General features: G+C 74.9%; 26 protein-coding genes. 16 read left to right on the top strand and 10 right to left on the bottom strand.

Annotated elements, in window-relative coordinates; translation table 11 throughout:
- The first annotated feature begins 40 nt into the window (after window positions 1–40).
- Both moaA and BKA21_RS00800 read left to right on the top strand, forming a co-directional pair.
- The gene (gene moaA, locus BKA21_RS00805; RefSeq protein WP_140459058.1) at window positions 41–1,153 is read left to right on the top strand and encodes a GTP 3',8-cyclase MoaA; all 1,113 of its coding nucleotides are present in this window, start codon (window positions 41–43) and stop codon (window positions 1,151–1,153) included.
- Window position 1,154: 1 nt separating this feature from the next.
- Entirely contained in the window at window positions 1,155–1,421 is a 267-nt protein-coding gene (locus tag BKA21_RS00800; protein WP_140459059.1) for a MoaD/ThiS family protein, read from the top strand.
- Between the two features lie 35 nt (window positions 1,422–1,456).
- On the opposite strand, the gene BKA21_RS00795 is transcribed toward BKA21_RS00800, so the two are convergent.
- Window positions 1,457–1,921: a molybdenum cofactor biosynthesis protein MoaE gene (locus BKA21_RS00795; RefSeq protein WP_203793420.1), complete on the bottom strand. Its 465-nt coding sequence runs from the start codon at window positions 1,919–1,921 to the stop codon at window positions 1,457–1,459.
- 49 nt (window positions 1,922–1,970) lie between these two features.
- Between BKA21_RS00795 and BKA21_RS00790 the strand changes: the two genes are divergently transcribed.
- Together BKA21_RS00790 and mobA are read left to right on the top strand one after the other, a co-directional pair.
- Entirely contained in the window at window positions 1,971–2,360 is a 390-nt protein-coding gene (locus BKA21_RS00790; RefSeq protein WP_179625290.1) for a TOBE domain-containing protein, read from the top strand.
- On the top strand, window positions 2,357–2,971 hold the full coding sequence (gene mobA / locus BKA21_RS00785; protein ID WP_140459061.1) for a molybdenum cofactor guanylyltransferase: 615 nt from the start codon (window positions 2,357–2,359) through the stop codon (window positions 2,969–2,971). The genes BKA21_RS00790 and mobA overlap by 4 nt, the downstream gene beginning before the upstream one ends.
- Before the next feature lie 16 nt (window positions 2,972–2,987).
- Here the strand turns inward: mobA and BKA21_RS00780 are convergent, their stop codons facing one another.
- From BKA21_RS00780 to BKA21_RS00770, 3 genes are all read right to left on the bottom strand, one after another.
- On the bottom strand, window positions 2,988–3,296 hold the full coding sequence (locus BKA21_RS00780; RefSeq protein WP_239072772.1) for a DUF6457 domain-containing protein: 309 nt from the start codon (window positions 3,294–3,296) through the stop codon (window positions 2,988–2,990).
- Window positions 3,293–3,814, bottom strand: coding sequence for a hypothetical protein (locus BKA21_RS00775; RefSeq protein ID WP_140459062.1), 522 nt, complete (start codon window positions 3,812–3,814; stop codon window positions 3,293–3,295). The genes BKA21_RS00780 and BKA21_RS00775 overlap by 4 nt, the downstream gene beginning before the upstream one ends.
- Window positions 3,815–3,897: 83 nt before the next feature.
- Entirely contained in the window at window positions 3,898–5,109 is a 1,212-nt protein-coding gene (locus tag BKA21_RS00770; protein WP_140459063.1) for a glycosyltransferase, read from the bottom strand.
- A 186-nt stretch (window positions 5,110–5,295) separates the two neighbouring features.
- On the opposite strand from BKA21_RS00770, the gene BKA21_RS00765 reads away from it, so the two are divergent.
- The 4 genes from BKA21_RS00765 (at window position 5,296) to treZ (ending at window position 12,695) form a co-directional block, all read left to right on the top strand.
- Complete coding sequence (locus BKA21_RS00765) at window positions 5,296–6,087, top strand: transglutaminase-like domain-containing protein (RefSeq protein ID WP_140459064.1); 792 nt, start codon at window positions 5,296–5,298, stop codon at window positions 6,085–6,087.
- Window positions 6,088–6,199: 112 nt separating this feature from the next.
- Window positions 6,200–8,395: a glycogen debranching protein GlgX gene (gene glgX / locus BKA21_RS00760; RefSeq protein ID WP_140459065.1), complete on the top strand. Its 2,196-nt coding sequence runs from the start codon at window positions 6,200–6,202 to the stop codon at window positions 8,393–8,395.
- On the top strand, window positions 8,392–10,902 hold the full coding sequence (gene treY, locus BKA21_RS00755) for a malto-oligosyltrehalose synthase (protein WP_140459066.1): 2,511 nt from the start codon (window positions 8,392–8,394) through the stop codon (window positions 10,900–10,902). Before glgX ends, treY begins: the two co-directional genes overlap by 4 nt.
- Before the next feature lie 2 nt (window positions 10,903–10,904).
- Complete coding sequence (gene treZ / locus BKA21_RS00750) at window positions 10,905–12,695, top strand: malto-oligosyltrehalose trehalohydrolase (RefSeq protein ID WP_140459067.1); 1,791 nt, start codon at window positions 10,905–10,907, stop codon at window positions 12,693–12,695.
- Between the two features lie 28 nt (window positions 12,696–12,723).
- Here the strand turns inward: treZ and zapE are convergent, their stop codons facing one another.
- Window positions 12,724–13,836 carry a cell division protein ZapE gene (gene zapE / locus BKA21_RS00745; RefSeq protein ID WP_140459068.1) on the bottom strand — a complete coding sequence of 371 codons (1,113 nt, stop codon included), beginning with the start codon at window positions 13,834–13,836 and terminating at the stop codon, window positions 12,724–12,726.
- A 309-nt stretch (window positions 13,837–14,145) separates the two neighbouring features.
- Here zapE and BKA21_RS00740 point away from each other — a divergent pair, with 309 nt between their 5' ends.
- The 6 genes from BKA21_RS00740 to cobA are packed head-to-tail and all read left to right on the top strand — an operon-like array spanning window position 14,146 to window position 20,311.
- Entirely contained in the window at window positions 14,146–15,807 is a 1,662-nt protein-coding gene (locus BKA21_RS00740) for a nitrite/sulfite reductase (RefSeq protein ID WP_140459069.1), read from the top strand.
- On the top strand, window positions 15,804–15,962 hold the full coding sequence (locus tag BKA21_RS00735) for a hypothetical protein (protein WP_170209000.1): 159 nt from the start codon (window positions 15,804–15,806) through the stop codon (window positions 15,960–15,962). The genes BKA21_RS00740 and BKA21_RS00735 overlap by 4 nt, the downstream gene beginning before the upstream one ends.
- Window positions 15,959–16,666 carry a phosphoadenylyl-sulfate reductase gene (locus BKA21_RS00730; RefSeq protein WP_140459070.1) on the top strand — a complete coding sequence of 236 codons (708 nt, stop codon included), beginning with the start codon at window positions 15,959–15,961 and terminating at the stop codon, window positions 16,664–16,666. The genes BKA21_RS00735 and BKA21_RS00730 overlap by 4 nt, the downstream gene beginning before the upstream one ends.
- Window positions 16,663–17,616, top strand: coding sequence for a sulfate adenylyltransferase subunit CysD (gene cysD / locus BKA21_RS00725; protein WP_140459071.1), 954 nt, complete (start codon window positions 16,663–16,665; stop codon window positions 17,614–17,616). The genes BKA21_RS00730 and cysD overlap by 4 nt, the downstream gene beginning before the upstream one ends.
- Complete coding sequence (locus tag BKA21_RS00720) at window positions 17,616–19,046, top strand: sulfate adenylyltransferase subunit 1 (RefSeq protein WP_140459072.1); 1,431 nt, start codon at window positions 17,616–17,618, stop codon at window positions 19,044–19,046. The genes cysD and BKA21_RS00720 overlap by 1 nt, the downstream gene beginning before the upstream one ends.
- A complete protein-coding gene (gene cobA / locus BKA21_RS00715; RefSeq protein ID WP_140459073.1) occupies window positions 19,043–20,311 on the top strand; it encodes a uroporphyrinogen-III C-methyltransferase in 1,269 nt (422 codons plus the stop codon). Before BKA21_RS00720 ends, cobA begins: the two co-directional genes overlap by 4 nt.
- Here the strand turns inward: cobA and BKA21_RS19190 are convergent.
- The 5 genes from BKA21_RS19190 to BKA21_RS00695 all read right to left on the bottom strand — a co-directional run bounded on the left by BKA21_RS19190 (window position 20,292) and on the right by BKA21_RS00695 (window position 23,003).
- The gene (locus BKA21_RS19190) at window positions 20,292–21,056 is read right to left on the bottom strand and encodes a GIY-YIG nuclease family protein (protein ID WP_239072771.1); all 765 of its coding nucleotides are present in this window, start codon (window positions 21,054–21,056) and stop codon (window positions 20,292–20,294) included. The two genes, cobA and BKA21_RS19190, sit on opposite strands and share 20 nt — an antisense overlap.
- Window positions 21,053–21,745 carry a DUF2510 domain-containing protein gene (locus BKA21_RS19185; protein ID WP_239072770.1) on the bottom strand — a complete coding sequence of 231 codons (693 nt, stop codon included), beginning with the start codon at window positions 21,743–21,745 and terminating at the stop codon, window positions 21,053–21,055. Before BKA21_RS19185 ends, BKA21_RS19190 begins: the two co-directional genes overlap by 4 nt.
- A 183-nt stretch (window positions 21,746–21,928) precedes the next feature.
- Window positions 21,929–22,369 (bottom strand): hypothetical protein, encoded by a 441-nt coding sequence (locus tag BKA21_RS00705; RefSeq protein ID WP_140459074.1) that lies wholly within the window; start codon window positions 22,367–22,369, stop codon window positions 21,929–21,931.
- A 61-nt stretch (window positions 22,370–22,430) separates the two neighbouring features.
- On the bottom strand, window positions 22,431–22,595 hold the full coding sequence (locus BKA21_RS00700; protein WP_203793418.1) for a transposase: 165 nt from the start codon (window positions 22,593–22,595) through the stop codon (window positions 22,431–22,433).
- Window positions 22,596–22,769: 174 nt separating this feature from the next.
- A complete protein-coding gene (locus BKA21_RS00695) occupies window positions 22,770–23,003 on the bottom strand; it encodes a hypothetical protein (protein WP_140459075.1) in 234 nt (77 codons plus the stop codon).
- Between the two features lie 426 nt (window positions 23,004–23,429).
- Here BKA21_RS00695 and BKA21_RS00690 point away from each other — a divergent pair, with 426 nt between their 5' ends.
- Together BKA21_RS00690 and BKA21_RS00685 are read left to right on the top strand one after the other, a co-directional pair.
- Complete coding sequence (locus BKA21_RS00690; RefSeq protein WP_239072769.1) at window positions 23,430–24,107, top strand: manganese efflux pump MntP; 678 nt, start codon at window positions 23,430–23,432, stop codon at window positions 24,105–24,107.
- Between the two features lie 23 nt (window positions 24,108–24,130).
- On the top strand, window positions 24,131–24,928 hold the full coding sequence (locus BKA21_RS00685) for a dihydrofolate reductase family protein (protein WP_140459076.1): 798 nt from the start codon (window positions 24,131–24,133) through the stop codon (window positions 24,926–24,928).
- The last annotated feature ends 2 nt before the right edge of the window (window positions 24,929–24,930 follow it).

Below are 24,930 nucleotides of genomic sequence, written 5' to 3'. Positions count from 1 at the left end.
TCCGGACGCCGCCGCACGGGGCCGTCCGTATCATCGCCGGATGCCACCCGTGAGCGCCGCCGGACCGAGCGCCGCCGGACCGAGCGCCGCCGGCGCCCCGCAGGCGACCGCGGGCACCGACGGGACGGCCGGCGTGCCGGGCGACGGCGGCCTCCACGACCGGTGGGGGCGCGTGGCGACGGACCTGCGGGTCTCGCTGACGGACCGCTGCAACCTGCGCTGCACGTACTGCATGCCGGCCGAGGGCCTGCCGTGGGCGCCGGACGAGACGGTGCTGACCGACGCCGAGGTGGTCCGGCTGGTGCGCGTCGCCGTCGAGCGCCTCGGCGTGCGGGAGGTCCGCTTCACCGGCGGCGAGCCGCTGCTGCGCCGCGGGCTGGAGGGCATCGTCGCGGCGACCTCGGCGCTGCGCACCCCGGACGGCGCACCCGTCGGCACGGCCCTGACCACCAACGGCCTGGGCCTGGACAAGCGGGCCGCAGCCCTCGCCGCGGCGGGCCTGGACCGCGTCAACGTGTCGCTGGACTCCCTCGACGCGGCCCGGTTCGCCACCATCACCCGCCGCGACCGCCTGCCCGACGTCCTCGCCGGGCTGCGCGCGGCCCAGGCGGCCGGGCTCGGCCCCGTGAAGGTCAACGCCGTGCTGGTCCGCGGCGTCAACGAGGACGAGGCCGTCCCGCTGCTGGCGTGGGCGCTCGAGCACGGCTACCACCTGCGGTTCATCGAGCAGATGCCGCTGGGCCCGCACGGCTCGTGGAGCCGCGAGGACCTCGTCTCGGCGCGCGAGATCCTCGACGCGCTCACCGCGGCGTTCGACCTCGTCGACGCGCCCGCGGGCGAGCGCGGTGCCGCGCCGGCGGAGACGTGGACGGTCCGCGGGCACCCGGGCGCGACGGTCGGGGTCATCGGGTCGGTGACCCGGCCGTTCTGCGGCGCGTGCGACCGCACCCGGCTGACCGCCGACGGCCAGGTCCGCAGCTGCCTGTTCGCCCGCGAGGAGCACGACCTGCGCGCCCTGCTGCGCGGCGGCGCCGACGACGAGGCGCTCGCGCAGGCCTGGCGCGCGGCGATGCTCGGCAAGAAGCCCGGGCACGGCATCGACGACGTCGGCTTCCTGCAGCCGGCCCGGACCATGAGCGCGATCGGAGGATGACGTGACGACGACGACGGCACCGGTGACGGTGCGGTACTTCGCGGCGGCCCACGAGGCCGCGGGCGTCGCCGAGGAGGTCGTCCCGCTCGCCGGCGGCGCGACGGTCGGCGACCTGCTCGACGCGCTGGCGCAGCGGCACGGGCCCGGCCTGCGCGACGTGCTGGCCCTGTGCGCCGTCCTCGTCGACGGGACCCTGCACCGCGACCGCGACCGCCCGCTCGGCACCCCGACGACCGTCGACGTCCTGCCGCCCTTCGCCGGCGGCTGAGCCGGCGCGTCGACCGCGGTCCCCGCAGCAGCGGGTCAGGCGCAGTTGACCCACTCGTGCGTGCCGTCGGCGAAGACCTGCCGCTTCCACACCGGCAGCCGCGCCTTGACCTCGTCGACCAGCAGCGCCGCGGCCTCGAACGCCTCCTGCCGGTGCGCGGCGCTCACCGCGACGCCCAGCGCGCACGCGCCGACGCCCAGCGGGCCCACCCGGTGCACGCACGCGACGGCGTCCACGGGCAGCCGCGCCGCGACGTCCGCGACCACCTGGGCCAGCACCGCCCCGGCGTCGGGGTGCGCGACGTACTCGATCGACGTCACCGCACGCCCGTGGTCGTGGTCGCGCACGACCCCGGCGAACGTGACGACCGCACCCGCCGCGGGTGCGTCGACGGCACCGGCGAGCGCGGCGACGTCGACGACGGCGTCGGTGACCTCGGCGACGACGACCCGCCGTGCCGGCTCGGTCAGGCGCGAGGAGTCACGGGTGGTCTCGGGCACGGGACCACCCTAGGCCGCGACCGCCGTGCCGGCGGCTACGCTGACGGGCGTGCGCTACCGGGTGAGCGAGGCCGCGACTTTCCTGGGCGTCAGCGACGACACGGTGCGCCGATGGGTCGAGGCCGGCCGGCTCACGGCCGTGCGCGGCGCCTCGGGCCGCCAGGAGGTCGAGGGCGCCGACCTGGCCCGGCTCGCCACGGAGCTCGCCGACGACCCGGTGCCCGGGCGCACCTCGGCCCGCAACCGCATGCCGGGCATCGTCACCCGGGTGGTCCGGGACACCGTGATGGCGCAGGTCGACGTGCAGGCGGGGCCGTTCCGCCTGGTGTCGCTCATCAGCCGGGAGGCGGCCGACGAGCTCGCCCTCGAGCCCGGCGTGCGGGTCGTCGCCGCGGTCAAGGCGACCGTCGTCACCGTCGAGCGCCCCGAGCCGGTGTGAGCGGGACCGCCGCGCACCGGGCGGCACCGGGCGACGTCGTCGTGGTCGTCCCCGCGGGCGGCACGTCACGGCGCATGGGCGGGACCGACAAGACGGCCCTCGACCTGGCGGGGCGCACCGTGCTCGAGCACCTGCTGGACGGGCTGACGGGCTGGCCGGTCGTCGTGGTCGGGCCCCCGCGCGGCCGGGTCGGCGGCCCCGGGGTCCGCTGGGTGCGGGAGGACCCGCCCGGCGGCGGTCCGCTCGCCGCGCTCGCGGCCGGGCTGCGGGCCGCTCCCGACGCCGCCGTGCTGGTCGCGGTCGCCGGCGACCAGCCGTTCGCCGGCCCCGTGGTCCCGCTGCTGCTGCAGGCGCTCGCCGACGACCCCGACGCGGACGTCGCGGCGGCGGCCGGCTCCGACGGACGCGCCCAGCCGCTGCTGTCGGCGTACCGGACGCGCGCCGTCGGGGCGCTCCTGCGCCAGGACGTCACCTCGCGGCCGGTCCGGCTGCTCGCCGAGGGTCTGCGCCGCACGGTCGTACGCGTCGACGACGACGCCGTGCTCGACGTGGACGACCCCGCGGACGCCGCGCGCGCCCTCGCCGTGGCGTACCGGCGCGCGGGAGCCTGACCGGCCGTCCGACCTGCTAGGCCGCCGGGCCGGAGCCGCCGTCGGACGGAGGCGAGCCGTCCGCGCGCCCGGCGACCTGGGCGTCGACCACCGCGAGGAGCTCGCGGACCCGGTCCTCCTGCTCCCGCGCGTCGCCGCCGGCCCTGCCGGCTGCCAGGCCGACGAGGAACGCGGTCGTGGGGCCCGCGGGGCGCGCGACGCCGTGGGCCACGTCGCGCACCATGTCGAGCACCGGGCCGCACGTGGCGAGGGCGAGCTCGGGCTCGACCCCCAGCTCGCGGGCGACCTGCACCAGCCACGCGTCCAGCGTGCGCGGGTCGCTCACGACCGGTCCTGCCCGGTCTGCACCGAGGTCGCGTCGAAGGCGCCGCCGCGGACGTGGGCCGCCATGGCCTCGACCCGCACCGCCTGGTCCCGGCTGCGCTCGACGAGCCCGTCGATGCGGGGGCCGTCCAGCCCGAGGTCGTCGGCGTGCGCGCGCAGCGTGAGCCAGCCGAGCCGCTTGCCCTCGATCCCGGAGCGGACGACCTCCAGCTCGAGGAGCGGCGTCAGCGGCGAGGGCGTGCGCAGGCGACGGTTCGGCTTGAGCCGGGCGGCACGCTCGGCCACCGCCGCGAGGACGCGCTTGCTGCGCGAGGGTGCGAGCCCGAGGTCGCGGGCCGTGGCCAGGTGCAGCGCACGCTCCTCGACGAGCTCGGCGCGCAGGCGGGCCAGGTCGTCGGACACGTCGACCAGGCCCGGCGCGCCCTGCATCCGGCCGAGACGTTCGATGATGCCGGTCGCACCCGTCACGTGGTCCTCCACGTACGTCTCGACCAGCCCGAGGTCCACCGTCGTCGTCATCGCTGCTCCTCGCGTCGTCGTGCCCCGATGCTGCACCCCACCGCGGGACCGTGCTCAGCGAGCCGCAGGCACGACCCTCACGGTCAGACCTCCTCGGACGCCCGGGCGGGGCTCTGCTCGACGGCGGCCGGTGCGGTGTCCGCGTCAGGGACCGTCAGGTGCGGGCGGCTGCGGCTGGCCTGCGGGCGGTAGACGATCCGCGAGTGGAAGACGAACCGGGCGAGGAAGGCCACGACGAGCGTGATCGCGGTGGCCAGGACGGCCGCCACGTGCACGGTCTCGACGAGGATCCCGACCACGGGCAGGCGCAGCACGGTCTCGACGTTGTTGAACGTGAACGACTGCACGAACCGCGACCAGACGCCCTTGCCCTCGTGCCGCAGGTCGCGGAACACGAACCGCTCCTGGAGCAGGAAGTTGCCGATGATCGTGGCCTCGGCCGCGATGATCGCGGCGGGCAGCCACATCATCCCGAGCGTGGTCAGCAGTGCCACGATCGCGACGTTCGCGACGGCACCGATGCCGCCGATGATCGCGAAGCGGGACATGCGGCCGAAGCGCAGGCCCGCGAGCTGCCAGAGGAAGTGCAGGCCCTGCGCGAGGTTCGCCTTGGACTCCCCGGCGAAGCGCTCGCCGAAGACGAACGGCACCTCGGCGACCTGGAGCCGGTGCCGCGCCAGGATCTCGAGGAGGATCTTGAAGCCGCGCGGGCGCAGCGCCTGCATGTCGAGGGCGTCGCGGCGGACCGCGAAGAACCCGGTCATCGGGTCCGAGCAGTCGCGCAGGCGGACGGGGAACATGCCGCGCGTCAGCGCCGTGGAGGTGGAGGACACGGCGCGGCGGACCGCGCCCGACAGGCCCTCGCTCGACCCGTCCTCGATGTAGCGGGACGCGACGACGACGTCGACGCCCGGCTCGGCCGCACGCTCGAGCATGGTGGGGATGAGCTCGGGCGGGTGCTGCAGGTCACCGTCCATGACGAGGCACCACTGCGCGTCGGACGCCGCGAAGCCGGCGGTCACGGCGCCGCCGAGGCCCCCGACGGGCTCGTCCCGGTGGAGCACGCGCACGGGGTACCCCGCGGTCGGGGCCAGGGAGCGGACCACGTCGGCGGTGTCGTCGGAGGAGTCGTCGACCACGAGCAGCTCGGCGTCCAGGCCCTGCACGGCGGCACCGACGCGGCGGACGAGCTCGGGCATGTTGGGCGCCTCGTTGTACGTCGGCACCACGACCGTGACCAGGCGCCTGCCCGCCTGCTCCCCGCTCGTCTGCCCTGCCGGCCCTGCTCCGTGCATCGTGCCTCCTCCGACGGCTGCCCGCGGCGTCGCACCGTGACGGGCACGCCACGGTAACCAACGTCGCCGTGCCCGGCGAACGTCGTCGGGCGCTCCTAAGGGTTTCACACGTCGGGTAGGCCCTGTGTCAGATCGGAGGCCCGGCCCGGGGGCGACAGGGGCCGCCGGGCCCGGCAGGATGACGGCGTGCACCGTGACGTCTTCGCCCGCATGTCCCTCCAGGTCTCCGAGCCGGCGACCCTCGTGCTGGCGGTGACGGTCGACGCCGGCCACCGCGCCGACGAGCAGCTCGACGTGCACGTCGACGACGAGCCCGTCGACGTCCGCGAGCTCGTCGACGCGCACGGCACCCGCCTGCACGTGGTCCGGGCCCCGCGCGGCGAGGTCCGCGTGGCGTACCGGGCGCGCGTCGAGGGCCGCCTGCCCGCGCCGGCGGTCGACGAGGCGGAGCTGCTGTGGCACCTGCGCCCGAGCCGCTACTGCGAGTCCGACCAGCTGGCGCCCACGGCCCGCGCCGAGTTCGCCGGCCTGGACGGCGCCGACCTGCTGGCGGCCGTGAGCTCGTGGGTCGGCACCCGGCTCGCGTACGTGCCCGGCGCGAGCCTGCCCACCGACGGCGCGGTCCGCACCCTGCTCGCCCGGCAGGGCGTGTGCCGGGACTACGCCCACCTGGTGGTGGCGCTGCTGCGGGCGCTGGACGTGCCGGCGCGCCTCGTCGCGGTGTACGCCCCGGGCCTGGACCCGATGGACTTCCACGCGGTCGCCGAGGCGTACGTCGACGACGGCTGGCACGTGGTCGACGCCACCACGCTGGCGCCGCGCAGCACGCTGGTGCGGGTCGCCACGGGCCGGGACGCGTCGGACACGGCGTTCCTCACGGTCCACGACGGCCTGGCGAGCCTGCGCTCGCTCGAGGTCGGGGCCGTCGCGGACGCCCTGCCGGACGACGACGTGCGCGACCTGGTGGCGCTCGGCTGAGGGCCGGACCGGCGCCGTCGTCACCCGGGCCGACGGCCCTGCGCGCCGCTCACCTGGACGGTCGTCGTGCGTACGCCGCGCCGACGTGGGCGTTCGCTGGCACGCTGTGCCCATGCGCATCTGGCCCGGACGCCCCTACCCCCTCGGCGCGACCTACGACGGGAGCGGCACCAACTTCGCCCTCTTCTCCGCGGTCGCGGAGCGTGTCGAGCTCTGCCTGATCGAGGCGGACGGCACCGAGACCCGCGTCGACCTCCCGGAGGTGGACGCGTTCGTCTGGCACGGCTTCCTCCCGACGATCGCCCCCGGGCAGCGCTACGGGTTCCGCGTGCACGGCCCGTACGACCCCGACCAGGGCCACCGCTGCGACCCGTCGAAGCTGCTGCTCGACCCGTACGCGAAGGCGATCGACGGTCAGGTCGACGGGGACGCGTCGCTGTACTCGTACCGCTTCGAGGCCCCCGACGAGCGCAACACCGACGATTCGGCGGGGCACACGATGACGTCGGTCGTCGTCAACCCGTTCTTCGACTGGGGCCACGACCGCCCCCCGCAGCACGGCTACCACGAGAGCGTGCTGTACGAGACGCACGTCAAGGGCCTGACGCGCCTGCACCCGGCCGTGCCCGAGGAGCTGCGCGGGACGTACGCCGGGATGGCGCACCCCGCGGTCATCGAGCACCTGACCTCGCTCGGCGTCACGGCGGTCGAGCTCATGCCGGTGCACCAGTTCGTCAACGACCCGTCGCTGCAGGAGCGCGGGCTGTCGAACTACTGGGGCTACAACACGATCGGGTTCTTCGCCCCGCACAACGCGTACGCCGCCACGGCGGACTCCGGCCAGCAGGTCCAGGAGTTCAAGTCGATGGTCAAGGCGCTGCACGAGGCGGACATCGAGGTCATCCTCGACGTGGTCTACAACCACACCGCCGAGGGCAACCACATGGGCCCGACGCTGAGCTTCCGCGGCATCGACAACGCCAGCTACTACCGGCTCGTCGACGAGGACCAGGCGCACTACTTCGACACCACCGGCACGGGCAACTCCCTGCTCATGCGCTCCCCGCACGTCCTGCAGCTCATCATGGACTCGCTGCGGTACTGGGTGACCGAGATGCACGTCGACGGTTTCCGCTTCGACCTGGCCGCGACGCTCGCCCGGCAGTTCCACGAGGTCGACCGCCTGTCGGCGTTCTTCGACCTCGTGCAGCAGGACCCGGTCATCTCGCAGGTCAAGCTCATCGCGGAGCCGTGGGACCTCGGCGACGGCGGCTACCAGGTCGGCGGGTTCCCCCCGCTGTGGACGGAGTGGAACGGTCGCTACCGCGACACGGTCCGCGACTTCTGGCGGGGCGAGCCGTCGACGCTGGGCGAGTTCGCCAGCCGCCTGTCGGGCTCGTCGGACCTCTACGAGCACAGCGGACGGCGGCCGATCGCGAGCATCAACTTCGTGACGGCGCACGACGGCTTCACGCTGCACGACCTCGTCTCGTACAACGACAAGCACAACGACGCGAACGGCGAGGGCGGGCGCGACGGCGAGAGCCACAACCGGTCGTGGAACTGCGGCGTCGAGGGCGAGACCGACGACCCGCAGGTGCGTGAGCTGCGGGCGCGCCAGCGCCGCAACTTCCTGGCGACGATGCTGCTCTCGCAGGGTGTGCCGATGCTCGCGCACGGCGACGAGCTGGGCCGCACCCAGGGCGGCAACAACAACGGCTACTGCCAGGACAACGAGGTGACCTGGGTCGACTGGGACCTCGACGAGGAGCGGCTCGCGCTGCTGGAGTTCACGCGGCGCGTCGTGCACCTGCGCCGGGACCACCCCGTGTTCCGGCAGCGCCGGTTCTTCGCCGGGGCGCCCGAGCACGGCGGGGAGTCCGAGCTGCGCGACATCGCCTGGCTGACCCCGTCGGGGCAGCACATGCAGGCCGAGGCGTGGAACTCCGACCACGCGTTCGCGGTCATGGTGTTCCTCAACGGCGACGCCATCGACGAGCCGGACATGCGCGGCGAGGAGATCGTCGACGACAGCTTCCTGCTGCTGTTCAACAGCCACTGGGAGAAGCAGTCGTTCAAGCTGCCCGGCGCGGACTACGGCCAGGCGTGGACGGCGGTGCTCGACACCGACGGGCAGGTCAAGGCCGGTCGCACGGTCAAGGCCGGGGGCCGCGTGACGCTCGCGCCGCGGTCGATGGTGCTCTTCACGCGTCCGCCGGTGAGCGAGCCGCCGTCGGCCTCGGGCAGCGGCGCCGCCGCGATCGCGTCGCGCGAGTCGAGCCGGGCGACGCGCGAGGCGGGCGCGTGAGCGAGGGGCGCAGCACCGCGGAGCGGCGCCTCGTGCGCCCGGGCCACCGGGTGCCCGTGTCGACGTACCGCCTGCAGCTCGGCGCCGACCTGACCTTCGCCGACGTCGAGGCGCGCGTGCCGTACTACGTGGCGCTGGGCGTGACGGACCTGTACCTGTCCCCCGTGCTCACCGCTGCCCCGGGCAGCACCCACGGGTACGACGTCGTCGACCACGACGAGGTCTCCCCCGTCCTCGGGGGGATCGACGGCCTGCGCGCGCTGTCCGCGACGGCGCACGCCGCCGGCCTGGGCGTCGTGCTCGACGTCGTGCCCAACCACATGGCGGTACCGACGCCGGTCTGGCACAACCGTGCGCTGTGGTCGGTGCTCGAGCAGGGACCGGAGTCGGCGTACGCCGCGTGGTTCGACGTCGACTGGTCCGCCGGCGACGGGGCGGTCCTCATGCCGGTCCTCGGCGACCGGATCGGCGCCGTGCTCGCCCGCGACGAGCTCCGGCTCGCCGAGGAGGACGTGCCCGGCGTGGGCGTGCGGCAGGTGCTGCGGTACCACGACCACGTCTTCCCGGTGCGCGAGGGCACGGCCGCGCTGCCGCTGGCCGAGCTCGTGGAGCGGCAGCACTACCGGCTCGCGTACTGGCGCGTCGCCGACGAGGAGCTCAACTACCGGCGGTTCTTCGACGTCGGCACCCTCGTGGCGCTGCGCGTGGAGGACCCCGGCGTCTTCGACGCGACGCACGCGACGATCCTGCGCCTGCTGCGCGAGGGCGTCGTCGACGGGCTGCGCATCGACCACCCCGACGGGCTGGCCGACCCGGCGGGCTACCTGGCGCGGCTGCGCGAGGCCACCGACGGCGCGTGGGTCGTCGTGGAGAAGATCCTCGCCGGCCAGGAGGAGCTGCCCGACGACTGGGACACCGCCGGCACCACCGGGTACGAGTGGCTGTGGCGCGTGCAGCAGACGTTCGTCGACCCGGGCGGCGCGGCCGCGCTCGGCTCGGTGATGCACCGGATCGCCGGGGACGGGTCCGACGCCTTCGACGCCATGGTCGAGCAGGCCAAGCGCGAGGTCGTCGACGGGCCCCTGTACGCCGAGGTGCACCGCCTGACGACGCTGGCGTCGGGCATCTGCCACGACGACCTGCGCCTGCGCGACCACACGTGGCGTGCGCTGCACGAGTGCCTCGTGGAGCTGCTCGTGGCGTTCGACCGGTACCGCGCGTACGTCGTGCCGGGGCAGGTCCCCACGACGGACGCGACGGCGGCGTTCGCGTCCGCGGCGGACCTGGCCACGTCCCGGCTCGGCCCGGGCCGGGAGTCGACCATGGAGGTGCTGGTCGACCTGCTGCAGGGCCGGGAGGCCGGCTCGGCGGGTCGCACGCGCGACCCGCGGCGCGACGAGCTGGTCGTGCGCTTCCAGCAGACCTGCGGGGCCGTCATGGCCAAGGGCGTCGAGGACACGGCCTTCTACCGCTGGACGCACCTGGTGGCGCTGTGCGAGGTCGGCGGCGAGCCGACGCACTTCGCGACGACGCCCACGGACCTGGCCGCGTTCGCGTCGTCGGCGCAGAGCGCCGCGCCGCTGGGCATGACGACGCTGTCGACGCACGACACCAAGCGCGGCGAGGACACCCGGTCGCGCATCGGCGTGCTGTCCGAGCTGCCGCACGAGTGGGGCGCCCTCGTCGACGAGCTGCACCACGTCAGCGCGCCGTACCGGGGCAGCCTGGTGGACGGGCGCACCGAGCACGTCCTGTGGCAGACGCTCGTGGGCACGTGGTCCGCCGACGGGCCGGTCGGCGCGGACCGCCTGGAGGCGTACCTGACCAAGGCGGTGCGCGAGGCCAAGGCCCGCACGTCGTGGACGGCGCCCGACGAGGCGTACGAGGACGCCGTGCTGCACCTGGCGCGGCGCGCGCTGGGCGACCCGCGGGTGAACGCGCTGCTGGACGGCTGGGACGTGCGCACGCGCGAGGCGGTGCGGGCGGCGACGCTCGGCACCAAGCTCGTCCAGCTCACGCTGCCCGGCGTCGCGGACGTGTACCAGGGCACGGAGGTGACGGCGCTGACGCTGGTCGACCCCGACAACCGGCGCCCGGTGGACGTGGACGCGCTCGGCGAGCGGCTGGACCGTCTCGACGCCGGCGCGGGTCCGCGGGGGCTCGACGACGAGAAGCTGCTGGTCACGTCGCGCGCGCTGCGCGTGCGACGCGACCTGGCGGAGGCGTTCGTCGGCCCCGAGGCGGGGTTCGTCCCGCTGCCGCACTCGTCGGGGCACACGCTGACGTACGCGCGCACCGCGGCCGGGCAGCCCCGCGTGGTGGTCGTGGCCACCCGGCTCGCGGCGGCCGTCGAGCGCCTCGGCGGCTGGTCGGACCACACGCTCGCGCTGCCCGAGGGCACGTGGCACGACGTCCTCACCGACCGCCCGGTGCCCGGCGGCGTGCAGCGGGTCGCGGACGTGCTCGACCGCTCACCGGTGGCGCTGCTCGTCCACGAGGGGGTGTGAGCGTGCGACCCACCGTCTGGGCGCCCGCCGCGGCGCGCGTCGACCTCGACCTGCCGGCCGACGGCACGCGCCTGCCGATGCACCGCGGCGACGACGGCTGGTGGTCCGCCGAGGTGGACCTGCCGCACGGCACCGACTACGGGTTCGCCGTCGACGGCGGCCCGGCCCGCCCGGACCCGCGCTCGGGGTGGCAGCCGGCCGGCGTGCACGGCCCGTCGCGCGTGTTCGACGCCGCGGCGTTCGCGTGGTCGGACGACGGCTGGTCCGGCCTGGACGTGCGCGGGGCCGTGACGTACGAGCTGCACGTGGGCACCTTCACGCCCGAGGGGACCCTCGAGGCGGCGGCGCAGCACCTCGACCACCTCGTGCACCTGGGTGTGGACGTCGTCGAGCTCCTGCCCGTCGCGGCGTTCAACGGGCGCCACGGGTGGGGGTACGACGGGGTCGCCCTGTGGGCCGTGCACGAGCCGTACGGCGGGCCCGCGGCGCTGCAGGCGTTCGTCGACGCGGCGCACGCGCACGGGCTGGCGGTGTGCCTGGACGTCGTGCACAACCACCTCGGCCCGTCGGGCAACTACCTCGCCGACTTCGGGCCGTACCTGACGGACGCGCACCAGACGCCGTGGGGCGCGGCGGTGAACCTCGACCAGGACGGCGCCGAGCACGTGCGCCGGTGGATCTGCGACTCCGTGCTGCGCTGGGCCCGCGACTTCCACGTCGACGCGTTCCGCCTCGACGCCGTGCACGCGCTCGTGGACGAGTCCGAGCGGCACCTGCTCGCCCAGCTGTCCGACGAGGTGGCGGACCTGTCCGCGACGCTGGGGCGACCCCTGGGCCTCGTCGCGGAGTCCGACCTGAACGACGTGCGCTCGGTGACGGCGACCCGCGACGGCGGCTGGGGCATGGACGCGCAGTGGGCCGACGACGTGCACCACGCGGTGCACGCGCTGCTCACGGGCGAGCGGCACGGCTACTACGTCGACTTCGGCGACCCGCAGGTGCTCGCGACGGCCCTGACGCAGGGCTTCGTGCACACCGGCGACCTGTCGACGTTCCGGGGCCGCCCGTGGGGCCGGCCGGTGCCGGAGGACGTCGACGGCCACCGGTTCGTGGTGTTCTCGGCCAACCACGACCAGGTCGGCAACCGGGCGCTGGGCGACCGCCCGTCGGCGCACCTGCCGCCGGGGCGGCTGGCGGCGCAGGCGGCGCTGGTGCTGCTCTCGCCGTTCACGCCGCTGCTGCTCATGGGCGAGGAGTGGGGGGCCCGCACGCCGTGGCAGTTCTTCACCGACCACCCCGAGCCCGACCTGGCCGCGGCGGTCCGCGACGGGCGGCGGCGCGAGTTCGGCGGCCACGGGTGGGAAGAGCTGTACGGCGGACCCGTGACTGTCCCCGACCCGCAGGACCCGGCGACGTTCGCCGCGAGCGTCCTGGACTGGTCGGAGCCGCAGGTCGGCGAGCACGCGCGGCTGCTGGAGTGGCACCGCACGCTGATCGCGCTGCGGCGGGTCGTGCCGGACCTGGCCTCGGGCGACCGCTCCCGCACGCGCGTCACCGTGCTGCCCGCTCCCGACGCGCCGCACGCCGGCCCCTGGCAGGGGGTGCTCGTGGTGCACCGGGGCGCGACGAGCGTGGTCCTCAACCTCACGGACGCGCCCGCCCGCGTCGACGTGGGCGGGTCGGCACCGCGGGTGCTGGCGTCGTGGTCGACGGGCGCGGTCGTCCCGCCGGCCGAGGACGGCGCCGCGTGGGCGGTCGAGCTGCCCGGGCCGGGCGTCGTCGTCGTCGGGTAGCCCGACCCGTCGTGCGGGCGTGCGGGCGTCAGGGTGTCGCGGCGGCGATCGCGGCACCCTCGGCGGCGAGCGCGCCGAGACGGGACAAGGCCCGGTAGTACTTCTTGCGGTACCCGCCGCGCAGCATCTCGGGGCTGAACAGGTCGAGCCCGTCGGTCAGGCCGTCGCCGGCCAGCAGCACGGGCACGTCCCGGTCGTAGAGCCGGTCGACGAGCACGACGAGCCGCAGCGCGACGTCCTGGCGGGTGACGGGACCGACGCCGGTGAGCCCGACGAGGCCGACGCCGTCGAGCAGCGCGCCGTAGCGGCTGGGGTGCACCGCCGGCAGGTGCCCGAGAAGGGTCTCGAAGTCGTCGACGGTGGCGTCGGGCCGCGCGCCGACCACCGCGGCGACGCGCCCGGCCGCCACGACCGGGGCGTGCGTCGTGACGGCCCGGTGCCGGTGGTCCTCGCCGTCGATGCGCACGACCTCGAACCGGGCGGCCAGCGCCTGGATCTCGCGGAGGAAGTCCTCGGCGGCGAACCGGCCCTCGCCCAGCGACTCGGGCAGCGTGTTCGAGGTGGCCGCGAGCGCGACGCCGTGGTCGGCGAGCTCGCGCAGCAGGCGGGACATGAGCACGGTGTCGCCGGGGTCGTCGAGCTCGAACTCGTCGATGCAGACGAGCCGGCGCTGCGCGAGGGCGTCGACGGTGGCCCGGAAGCCGAGGGCTCCGACGAGGTTGGTGTACTCGACGAAGGTCCCGAAGGCGGCCTGCTGCGTGCCGACGGCGTCCGCGAGGGACGCGAGCAGGTGGGTCTTGCCGACCCCGAAGCCGCCGTCGAGGTAGACCGCGGGGGCGGCGGTGCGCCGGCGCCGGAACCAGCCGGTGGCTGGCGGGGCCGTCAGCCGGTCGGCGACGGCGCGCACGTGGGCGAGCGCGCGCGCCTGCGACGGGTGGTCCGGGTCGGGCACGTAGGTGTCGAAGGACTCGCGGGCGAAGTGCCGCGGGGGCACGAGCTCGCCGAGCAGCCGGTCGGCGGGGACGCGGGGGGCGCGTGCGGCGAGGCTGCGCGGGCCGGCGGCGGCCGGCTCGGTGGCGGGGGTGCGGGCGGGGCCCGCCGGTTCGCCGGTGGCGGTCGCGGCCTGCTCGGACGAGGTCACGGTGCACGAGGATACGTGGGAGGACCGCGGCCCGCCCTCCTGGACGCATGTCCACTCTGTGAGAAGTGGTCTCGCGATCCGGACAGGTGCTGACGGGCCGTCACCGCCCGTGCGACCCTCGTCACGTGATCCACGGGAGCCTGCTCATGTGTCGGTGCTGTCGCACCGCCGCGGCCCCGTGCTGTCCGGCGCAGAGCTGACCCCGCCCGTCCCCCTGTCACGGGCGCGTGGTCCGCGTCCGTCACACCCCCACCCCTCGCACGGGTGGCGCGGACGCGAGCACGCGCCGAGATCCCCCGAGGAGCGCCGATGGCGCACACGTCCGCCACCGCACCGCCCGCCGCCCGCCCCGAGGGCCAGTGGGCCTTCGGGCAGCGCGAGCCGCTGAACCCGAACGAACGCTTCAAGGCCGCCGACGACGGCCTCAACGTCCGGCACCGCATCGAGACCGTCTACGCCCACGCGGGCTTCGCGTCGATCCCGCCCGAGGACCTGCACGGGCGCATGCGCTGGTGGGGCCTGTACACGCAGCGCCGCCCCGGCATCGACGGCGGGAAGACCGCCACGCTCGGGCCGCACGAGCTCGACGACGAGTTCTTCATGCTGCGGGTGCGCTGCGACGGCGGGGCCCTGAGCGCGACCCAGCTGCGCACGATCGCCGACGTCTCGGTGGAGTTCGGCCGCGGCACCGCCGACATCACGGACCGGCAGAACATCCAGCTGCACTGGGTGCGCGTCGAGGACGTGCCGGAGATCTGGCGCCGCCTGGAGGCCGTCGGGCTGGGCACGCAGGAGGCGTGCGGCGACACCCCGCGCGTCGTGCTCGGCTCCCCCGTGGCCGGGGTCGCCGCCGACGAGATCATCGACGGCACGCCGGCGATCGACGAGATCACCCGCCGGTACGTCGGCGACCCGGCGTACTCCAACCTGCCGCGCAAGTTCAAGACCGCGGTGTCGGGGTCCCCGCACCAGGACGTCGCGCACGAGATCAACGACGTGTCGTTCGTCGGCGTCGTGCACCCCGAGCTGGGGCCCGGGTTCGACGTGTGGGTCGGCGGCGGGCTGTCGACGAACCCCCGCCTGGCCGTGCGGCTCGGCGCGTTCGCGACCCTCGAGCAGGTGCCCGCCGTGTGGGCGGGCGTCATCGGGATCTTCCGCGACTACGGCTACCGGCGGCTGCGCACCCGCGCCCGGCTGAAGTTCCTCGTCGCCGACTGGGGCGCCCAGGTGTTCCGCGACGTCCTCGAGGGCGAGTACCTCGGGTTCGCGCTCGCCGACGGGCCCGCCCCTCCCCCGCCGCCGACCGGGCGGCACGACCACGTCGGCGTGCACCCGCAGGTCGACGGCCGGTTCTACGTCGGCGCCGCACCCACGGTCGGCCGGGTCTCGGGCGAGCTGCTCGGCGCGGTCGCGGACCTCGTCGAGGCCGTCGGCTCGGACCGCGTGCGCCTGACCGTCGAGCAGAAGCTCGTGGTGCTGGACGTCCCGGCCGAGCGGGTCGACGACCTGGTCGAGGGTCTGGAGGACCTGGGCCTGGCGGTGCGCAGCGCGTCGACGTTCCGTCGCGGCACCATGGCGTGCACGGGCATCGAGTTCTGCAAGCTGGCGATCGTCGAGACCAAGGCCCGCGCGACCGCGCTGGTCGCCGAGCTCGAGGACCGGCTGCCCACGTTCGACGAGCCGCTGACCATCAACGTCAACGGCTGCCCGAACTCGTGCGCCCGCATCCAGGTCGCGGACATCGGCCTCAAGGGGGCGCTGGCGGGCGGCGAGGACGGCTACCAGGTGCACCTGGGCGGCGGGCTCGGCCTGACCAGCGGCCTCGGCAAGACCCTGCGGGGGCTGCGGGTGCCGGCCGACGAGCTGCCGGACTACGTCGAGCGGGTCACCCGCCGGTTCGACGAGCAGCGCACCGAGGGCGAGCTGTTCGCCGCCTGGGTGCAGCGCGCCGACGAGGAGGACCTGCGGTGAGCGGCGCCGAGCCCGGGTCGCGGGCCGTGCCGTACCACTGCCCGTTCTGCGCGAGCGAGGACCTCGTGCCGGCCGAGCAGCACGGCCAGTGGGAGTGCCGCACGTGCGCACGCGCGTTCGTGGTGAAGTTCGTCGGGCTGGTGGTCGGACGATGACCGCGGCCACCGGGCTGACCCCCGAGGCGCTGCGGGCGCTGGCCGAGCAGGCCGGACGCGACCTGGAGGGCGCCGACGCCGCCGACGTGCTGCGGTGGGCCGGCGCGACCTTCGGCCGCGACCTCGTCCTGGCCTCGTCGATGGGCGACGAGGTGCTCGTGCACCTGGCCGCCGCGACCGTGCCCGGCATCGACGTGATCTTCCTCGACACCGGGTACCACTTCGCCGAGACGCTGGGCACCCGCGACTACTACGCCCAGTTCACCGACGTGCGGCTGCGCACCGTGCTGCCGCTGCGCACGGTGGCCGAGCAGGACGCCGAGCACGGGCCGCGCCTGCACGAGCGCGACCCGAACCTGTGCTGCGCGCTGCGCAAGGTCGAGCCCCTCGAGCGGGGCCTCGCCCCGTACGCCGCGTGGGTCACCGGGATGCGCCGCGAGGACGCCCCCACACGGTCCGACATCCCCCTCGTCGGTTGGGACGCCAAGCGGGACAAGGTCAAGCTCAACCCCCTCGCGGCGTGGACGCAGGCCGACGTCGACGCCTACGTCGACGCGCACCACGTCGTGCTCAACCCGCTGCGCCAGGCGGGGTACGCGTCGATCGGCTGCGAGCCGTGCACGCGCCCGGTCGCGGCCGGCGAGGACGCACGGGCCGGACGCTGGTCAGGGACCTCCAAGACGGAATGCGGGCTGCACACATGACGACCACCACGACCCCCGCCACCACGGCACCCGCGCCGGCGGCCCCGACGGGCCCGGCGCACCTGACCCAGCTCGACGCGCTCGAGTCCGAGGCCGTCCACGTCATGCGCGAGGTCGCCGGCGAGCTCGAGCGGCCCGTGCTGCTGTTCTCGGGCGGCAAGGACTCGATCGTCATGCTGCACCTGGCGCGCAAGGCGTTCTGGCCCGCACCCGTGCCGTTCCCCGTCATGCACGTCGACACCGGGCACAACTTCGACGAGGTCATCGCCTACCGCGACGAGACCGTCGCGCGGCACGGGCTGCGCCTGGTCGTCGCGAGCGTGCAGGAGGCCATCGACGACGGCCGGGTCGTCGAGCGGCCCGGCCAGTCGCGCAACCCCCTGCAGACCGTGCCGCTGCTCGACGCGATCACCGCGCACCGCTTCGACGCGGTCTTCGGCGGCGGGCGGCGCGACGAGGAGAAGGCCCGCGCCAAGGAGCGGGTGTTCTCGCTGCGCGACGAGTTCGGGCAGTGGGACCCTCGCCGCCAGCGGCCCGAGCTGTGGGACCTGTACAACGGCCGGCACCGGCCGGGCGAGCACGTGCGCGTGTTCCCCCTGTCCAACTGGACCGAGCTGGACGTGTGGCGGTACATCGAGCGGGAGGGCATCGAGCTGCCGGAGATCTACTACGCGCACGAGCGGGAGGTCTTCGCCCGGGACGGCATGTGGCTGACCGCGGGCACCTGGGGCGGCCCGACGCCGGACGAGCCCGTCGAGCGGCGCACCGTGCGGTACCGCACGGTCGGCGACATGAGCTGCACGGGCGCCGTGGACTCGCACGCCCGGACCGTCGCCGACGTGATCGCCGAGGTGGCCGTGAGCCGGCTGACCGAGCGCGGGGCGACCCGAGCGGACGACCGGGCCTCCGAGGCCGCCATGGAGGACCGCAAGCGCGAGGGGTACTTCTGATGAGCACGACCACGGACCGCACGGCGGCCCCGACCACTCCGACGACCGACCACGCGCGGCGCGACCTGCTGCGCCTGGCCACCGCCGGCTCCGTCGACGACGGCAAGAGCACCCTCATCGGCCGGCTCCTGTACGACACGAAGTCGGTGCTGGCCGACCAGCTCGCGGCCGTCGAGCGCGCCACCCTGGCGCGCGGCGGCGACCAGGTCGACCTCGCGCTGCTCACCGACGGCCTGCGGGCCGAGCGCGAGCAGGGCATCACCATCGACGTCGCGTACCGGTACTTCTCGACGGCGCGGCGTGCGTTCGTGCTGGCCGACACCCCCGGGCACGTGCAGTACACGCGCAACATGGTCACGGGCGCCTCGACGGCCGAGCTGGCGATCGTGCTGGTCGACGCCCGCAAGGGCGTGCTCGAGCAGACCCGCCGGCACGCGGCCCTCACGGCTCTGCTGGGCGTGCCGCACGTGGTGCTCGCGGTGAACAAGATGGACCTCGTCGGGTTCGACGCCGCGACCTTCCGCAGCATCGCCGCCGAGTTCGCGGACTACGCGCGCGTCGTGGGCCTGCCCGACGTCGCCGCCGTTCCCGTCAGCGCGCTCGACGGCGACAACGTCGTCGACCGGTCCGCCCGCACGCCCTGGTACGACGGGCCGACCCTGCTCGAGCTGCTCGAGCAGGTGCCCGTGCGCCGGGACGCCACGACGGAGCCGCTGCGGCTGCCCGTGCAGTACGTGATCCGGCCCCGCACGCCCGAGCACCCGGACTACCGCGGGTACGCCGGCAAGGTCGCGTCGGGCGTCGTGCGCGTCGGCGACGACGTGCGGGTGCTGCCCTCGGGCCGGACCAGCCGGGTCGTCGGGATCGACACGTTCGACGGGCCGCTCGACGTCGCGGACGCACCCCGCTCGGTCACCGTGCGCCTCGCCGACGACGTCGACGTGGCCCGCGGCGACGTGCTGGTGCCCGCCGACGAGGAGGTGCACGTCGGCCAGGACCTGGTCGGCACGGTCTGCTGGCTGACCGAGCGCCGCTCGGTGCTGGGCCAGCGCGTGCTCGTGCGCGTGGGCACCCGCACGGTGCGCGGCCTGCTGCGCGAGGTCGACGCCCGTCTCGACGTCGACACGCTGACCGTGCAGGTGTGGGACCCGGTCGACACGGTCCGCACGCTCGACGCGGCCGACACCGACGACGCCGCCCCCCGGGCGCTGGGCCTCAACGCGATCGGGCGCGTCCACGTGCGCCTCGCCGAGCCGGTCCCCCTCGACGACTACGCCACCCACCGGCGCACGGGCGGGTTCCTGCTCGTCGACCCGTCGGACGGCAGCACGCTGGCCGCGGGCATGGCCGGGCCGACGCTGCTCGACCGGCTCGCACCCGTGCCCGCGGACACCCGGGACGACGACTGGCTCGCGGGGGCGGGGATATGACCGCCCGCCATGCGCTGCTCCTCGACCTGACGGGCCGCCGGGTCGTCGTGGTCGGCGGCGGCCCCGTCGCCGCCCGTCGCGTCGCCCGCCTGCTCGAGGACGGCGCCGACGTGCACGTGGTCGCCCCCGCCCTGTGCGAGGACCTCGCCGACCTCGCCGCCGCCGGCGCCCTGACCTGGGTGCCGCGCGACCACCAGCCCGGTGACCTCGCCGGGGCGTGGCTCGTGCACACCGCGACAGGCGACCGGCGCACCGACGACGCCGTCGCCGCCGAGGCCGAGGCCACCCGCACATGGTGCGTGCGCGCCGACGACGCCCAGGCGTCCACCGCGTGGACACCCGCGGTGGCCCGGGCCGGCGACGTGACCGTGGCCGTCGGCGCCGGCGGCGACCCCCGCCGGGCGGCAGCCCTGCGCTCGGCCCTGCAGGTGCAGCTCGACAGCGGCGCCCTGCCCCTGCGCCGCCGGCGCCCGCACGCCGGCCACGTCACCCTCGTCGGCGGCGGCCCCGGCGACCCGGGCCTGATCACGACGCGCGGCCGCCGCGCGTTGGCCGAGGCCGACGTCGTCGTCGTCGACCGCCTGGCCCCCCGCGCCCTGCTCGACGAGCTGGAGCCGGACGTCGAGGTCGTCGAGGCCGGCAAGGCCCCCCACGCGCACACCCTCACGCAGACCGAGATCAACGCGCTGCTCGTCGAGCGCGCCCGCGCCGGTCAGCACGTCGTCCGCCTCAAGGGCGGCGACCCGTTCGTGCTCGGCCGCGGAGGCGAGGAGCTCGCCGCCTGCCGCGACGCCGGCGTCCCCGTGACCGTCGTCCCCGGCGTGACCAGCGCCATCGCCGTCCCCGGCGCCGCGGGCGTGCCCGTCACGCACCGCGACGTCGCCCGCCAGGTCACCGTCGTCTCCGCCCACGACGCCGAGACGGACTGGGAGACCCTCGCCCGCCTGCGCGGCACCCTCGTGCTGCTCATGGGCGTCGCCCGCCTCGGCGAGCACATGGCCCGCCTCGCCGGTCACGGCCTCGACCCCACCACCCCCGTCGCCGTGGTCGAGGACGGCACCCTGCCCACCCAGCGCACCACCCTGGGCACCGTCGCCGACATCGCCGCCCGCGCCCACGAGGTCGGCGTCCGCAACCCCGCGGTCGTCGTCGTCGGCCACGTCGCCGCCCTCGCCGAGGTCCTCGGCACCGCCGGCACCGTCACCGCACCGGGCGCGACCGCCCGCCACGAGCTTGACCCGTCGCTCACACCTTCATGGCCCTGAGCTCACGGCTGGCCCGAAACTCCTCGGCGGCGGCCTCGGTCGTGTACTCGACAAGGGCCACGTTGTGCTCGCGGAGCACGTCGAGCACCTGATCCGGCGTCGCGTAGAAGAACTCGCGTCGGGTGTTGATGCGGTTGACGCGCTGCTCGGCAAAGTGGCGATGCAGCATCGTCTCGATGCCGAAAGCGTCCTCGGAGAAGAAGAGTGCGTGGACGTCGAAGACGAACGGCACCGATGCGTCACCGAGCTCACGCACCCGGTCCATAGGTTCCAGGCGACGTGTCATGCCGATCTTCACGACGGACTCCCCGAATGCACCGACGTTGGAGATGACATAGACGTAGCCGGCACGCACATTCGCGGAGCGGTAGTCGACGTCGACGATGGCCTGATCGATCTGCTCGAGTTTGGCCCGAAGATCGGCCGCACCGGCATCGTCGCCCCGCGCCTGCAGTGCAGCGAGAGCATTGGCGTAGTGCTCCCGCTCCTTGTCGAGCTTCTCTCGTGCCCGGCGCAGCTCATCCTCGACACGCTTCTCCTCGCGCAGACGCGCCCTCTCCTCACGCTCGGCCTCCTTGGCCGCCTGGACAGCGGCCTGGTGCCGTGCGGCGAGCTCAAGCTCGCGCATCCGGAGCCCGTGATACTCGGGCGTGATCGCAAGCTGGATCATCCTTCCGTTGGTGGCGACGCGTTCGACGACACGGGTGAGGCGCTGCTGAGCCGTGGCCAGCCCGCCTGCCTTCACGGCCTTGATCGCGTTCTCGGCCTCGGCGTTGTAGGCGGGGAGAGCATCGTCTTGGACATCGACTCCACGAACTTGCGTCCCTTGGCGACGGACCCGTCGAACGTGAAGTTGGACGTGGCGGTCACTGCACGCTTGCTGGACACCGTCTCCTTGATCTGTGCCCGCACACGCGCAAGGTCGGCGGCCAGGGCCGCCGAGGCTTCCGCCGGGTGCTCGAAGTCGTACAGGCCGAACTCCTGCACGTTGATCGCGTGACGGACGTCCAGCACCTGCCGCCGGAGTGCGTCGAGCTCGGTACGAGCCGCCGCGGCCTCCGACGACTGACGTCGTCGGGCATCGTCGATCTGCCCGACGATGGTTCTGAGCTCCGCCTGGGCCGCGACGGTCTGCTGCTGGGCCTCGGCAAGAGTCAGAGCTCCGGACGCTTCGAGCGAGGCACGCAGGTGCTCGTTCTCGGCAGCGAGATCACGTGCGACGCCGCGAGCGCCGAACAGCGGGATCCTCCGTCCAGCGGAGGTTGGAGCCGGCTCGGCCCGGATTGGCTGGACCGGCTGGGCGCTAGACGCCTGGGACTGGATCACGGGTGGTCCCTGGCTGACGTGCTCCGTCCAGCGCTGTCCGTCCCAGTAGCGCATCTGGGCCGGATCGTGCGGGTCCGGGTACCAGTTCGCGGGCGACGTCGTCGTCATGTGTTCGACCGTACTGCGGCCCCGCCAATCTGCACGTGCGACCGCCGATTCGCATCGAGCGCCCGGCCAGCGTTCGTGGGGTCCGTCGAGATCCATCTGTGCCGGACCGGCGAGTGCTGGGGCCGCAGACCGCGCCTAGGGCGCGTCCCTCAAGGAAGTGGACGCCGAGAGCGTTGACCGATCTCAAAGGTCGCGCTTGGAACCTGGCGATGTCGGGCCTAGAACCGTGCCGGCTGGGAGCGGGTCCGGCGCGCGGCGGCGCGCCGGGATGACACCGACCTGAAAGTCGTCCTCATAGACGATCCGACCTGGTGAGGCCGAGCAGCTCATCCTGTGCGGCACCCCATTCCGGTCGAGGAGGTGCAGGAGCAGCGTCAACCTCTCCACCAGGTGTGCGGCTGGCTCGCTCTTGAACCACGTCACAGCGCCGATGGAGTTCCCGTCGCCGTAGAAGGGCGGGTTCGGAAGTGCCTCTCGGAACCAGTCGTCCACATCGAGATAGAGAGCGAGGTCTGCGCTGCGGAGGCGGCCAGCGCGACGAAGGTGGTCCACCGCCACGAAGACGCCGACCTCAACTCCGAGCCGACCTACGTAGGTGGCGTGGTAGCGACTGAACGGCCCCATAGCGACATCCTGCCGCTCCCCGGCCGCGTATGGCACTGACGCCCAGCGGTGAAGTGAGCCTTCAGTTGCGGAGCAAGGCGAGGACAACGGTCAGGACGGCGCCACCGCGGTAGACAACGGCGAGCTTGCCGTAGCGGGTGGCCGGTCCGCGCCAGTGCTTGAGGGCGTTGAAGGAACGTTCCACGACGTTGCGGCCCTGATAGGCGCCGTCGCCTACGACGACCACGGCCCCGCGGCTACACCCCTATCAGGGACGCCACTCACCCTCGCCAACGCCAGAGCATTGCGCGGACGTGCGCTCCCACGGGCGACCACCGCGATTGGTGGGTCCAGGTCGTGTGCGGCCGGGACGCCTGACGCCCCGGACTCAGAGCCGCGCGCGTCGCTCCTGCGCCGGTAGTCAGGAACGGATCCTGGCGACCAGCATGATCGCCGCAGCCGCGACGAGCACGACCATCCAGGCGTAGAAGAGCCACCGGGCGGCGGGCCAGCGCTTGAGGGCGGGGTCCAGCGCGGCCAGCGCGGCGGCGAGGACCATGTACTTCGCGAGGAGCCAGAACCCGCCGAGGCGGTCCAGCGCGAAGGCGAAGGGCAGCGCCGCCACGGCGAGGACCAGACCGGTCCCGGCGAGCACACCGGACCGGGCGCTCGCACGCTCCCCTCGACGCCGTCGCGCTCTCGTCCACCTGGACCTGCTCCATCGGGTGCCCTCCCGGCCGCTCGTCAGAGTGGTCGAGGCCGTGGGGCACCACCTGCGGCTGCGCGAGGTGGCGGGCCGTCCGTCGACGGAGGAGCAGCCTACCGAAGCCCTGATCGCGGCGGCCGCCGTCGACAGGTGCCCCCGCAGGCGGTCCGACGGGCGTGAGGTCCCGGTCGAAGTTCGGGCGCCCGGATCCGGGGAGCAGGGGCGTCCAGCCGGGCACGTTGCGGGCCCTGGGCGGGGTGGATTCGTCCCACGACGTCCGCAGGTCGCATCTGGTCGCACCCACCAGGGCGTTCGTACGGTCGTCGGGCGGCCCCGGGACCAGCCCGGCCGCGACGACGGCTCGGAGGCCACGGCGTGACCCTGCTCGACCTGCTCGCGATCGCGCTCGGCGTCTCGATGGACGCGGTCGCCGTGGCGCTCGCCCAGGGCATGCGCATGCGGCGGCCCCGGGTGCGCGACGCGCTGCTGGTCGCCGGGCTGTTCGGGGCGTTCCAGGGGCTCATGCCGCTGCTCGGGTGGGCGCTGTCGGCACGGTTCGCGCAGGCCGCGAGCGCGTTCGCGCCGTGGGTCGCGTTCGGGCTGCTGCTGGCGGTGGGCGCGCACATGGTGCACGAGGCCCGCGAGCAGGCCACCGACGTCGGGGGCGACGACCCGCAGGTGGGCGCCCCGGGCAGGGCCGACGGCGGCCCGGTCGACGGTCCCACGGGCACGCCCGTCCGCGCGGCGGGCGGCGCCCTGGCGCTGGCCGCGGCACCGGTCGCACCCGTGCGGCCCGCGGTGCGGACGCTGCTCGTGCTCGCGGTGGCGACGTCGATCGACGCGCTCGCCGTGGGTGTGGGGCTCGGGCTCATGGAGGCGCCGGTCGTCGCGGCGACGGGCCTGATGGCCGGTGTGACGGCGGTGCTCTCGGCGGGTGCGGTGCTGGCCGGGGCGCGGCTCGGGGCCCGGCTGGGCCGGTGGGCGACGCTCGCGGGCGGGCTGGTGCTCGTCCTCATCGGGGCGCGCATCCTGCTGGTGCACCTGCTGGGATGAGCGGGCGTCGCTAGCCTGGGCCGGTGCCCGGACCCGTGCTCGACCAGCTTGTCCCCGCCGGCCGGACCACGGCCCTGCCGCCCGCGCCGGACGAGCCCGACCTCGTGGCGCTCCTGCGGCGGCCCCGTGCGCGGCTCGTGCGGGCCAACATGGTCGCGAGCGTCGACGGTGCCGCGCACGGCCCGGACGACCGCTCCGGGTCGCTCGGCAGCCCGGCGGACGCGCGGGTGTTCGCGGTGCTGCGGGCCCTGGCCGACGTCGTGCTCGTCGGCGCGGGGACCGTGCGGGCCGAGGGGTACCGGGAGCTGCCGGTCCCGGCGGGGCTGCGGGACGTGCGGCGCGCGCTCGGGCTCGCTCCGGGGATCGTGCTCGCGGTCGTGACCCGGTCGGGGCGGGTTCCTGAGGAGGTGCTCGACGGACCGGGCGACGTGCTCGTCGTGACCGGGGACGGTGGCGCGGGTCAGGCGGTGCGGGCGGCCGGGTCCGACCGGGTGCTGCACGTGCCGTCGACCGACCACGACGGCCCGGACCTGGCCCGTGCCGTGGACGCGCTGGTCGCCCGCGGGCTGCCGCACGTGCTGGCCGAGGGCGGCCCGCGGCTGCTGGCCGACCTGCTCGGCGCGGGGCTCGTCGACGAGCTCTGCCTGACCACGAGCCCCGTCGTGGTGGGCGGGACGGCGCCGCGGGTCGTCGCGGACGGGCCGTGGCTGGAGCCCGGCTCCCCCGCGCGCCTCGCGCACCTCCTGCACGCGCCCGACGGCACCCTGCTCGCGTGCTGGGCCCTGCGCGGGCACGCACCGGTCGACGACGCGGCGGTCTGACC

The organism is Cellulomonas oligotrophica, from assembly GCF_013409875.1.
In the GTDB taxonomy this organism is placed as follows: domain Bacteria; phylum Actinomycetota; class Actinomycetes; order Actinomycetales; family Cellulomonadaceae; genus Cellulomonas; species Cellulomonas oligotrophica.
The sequence above is the reverse complement of the archived record's forward strand: the minus strand, read 5'-3'. Positions and strand labels throughout refer to the sequence as shown.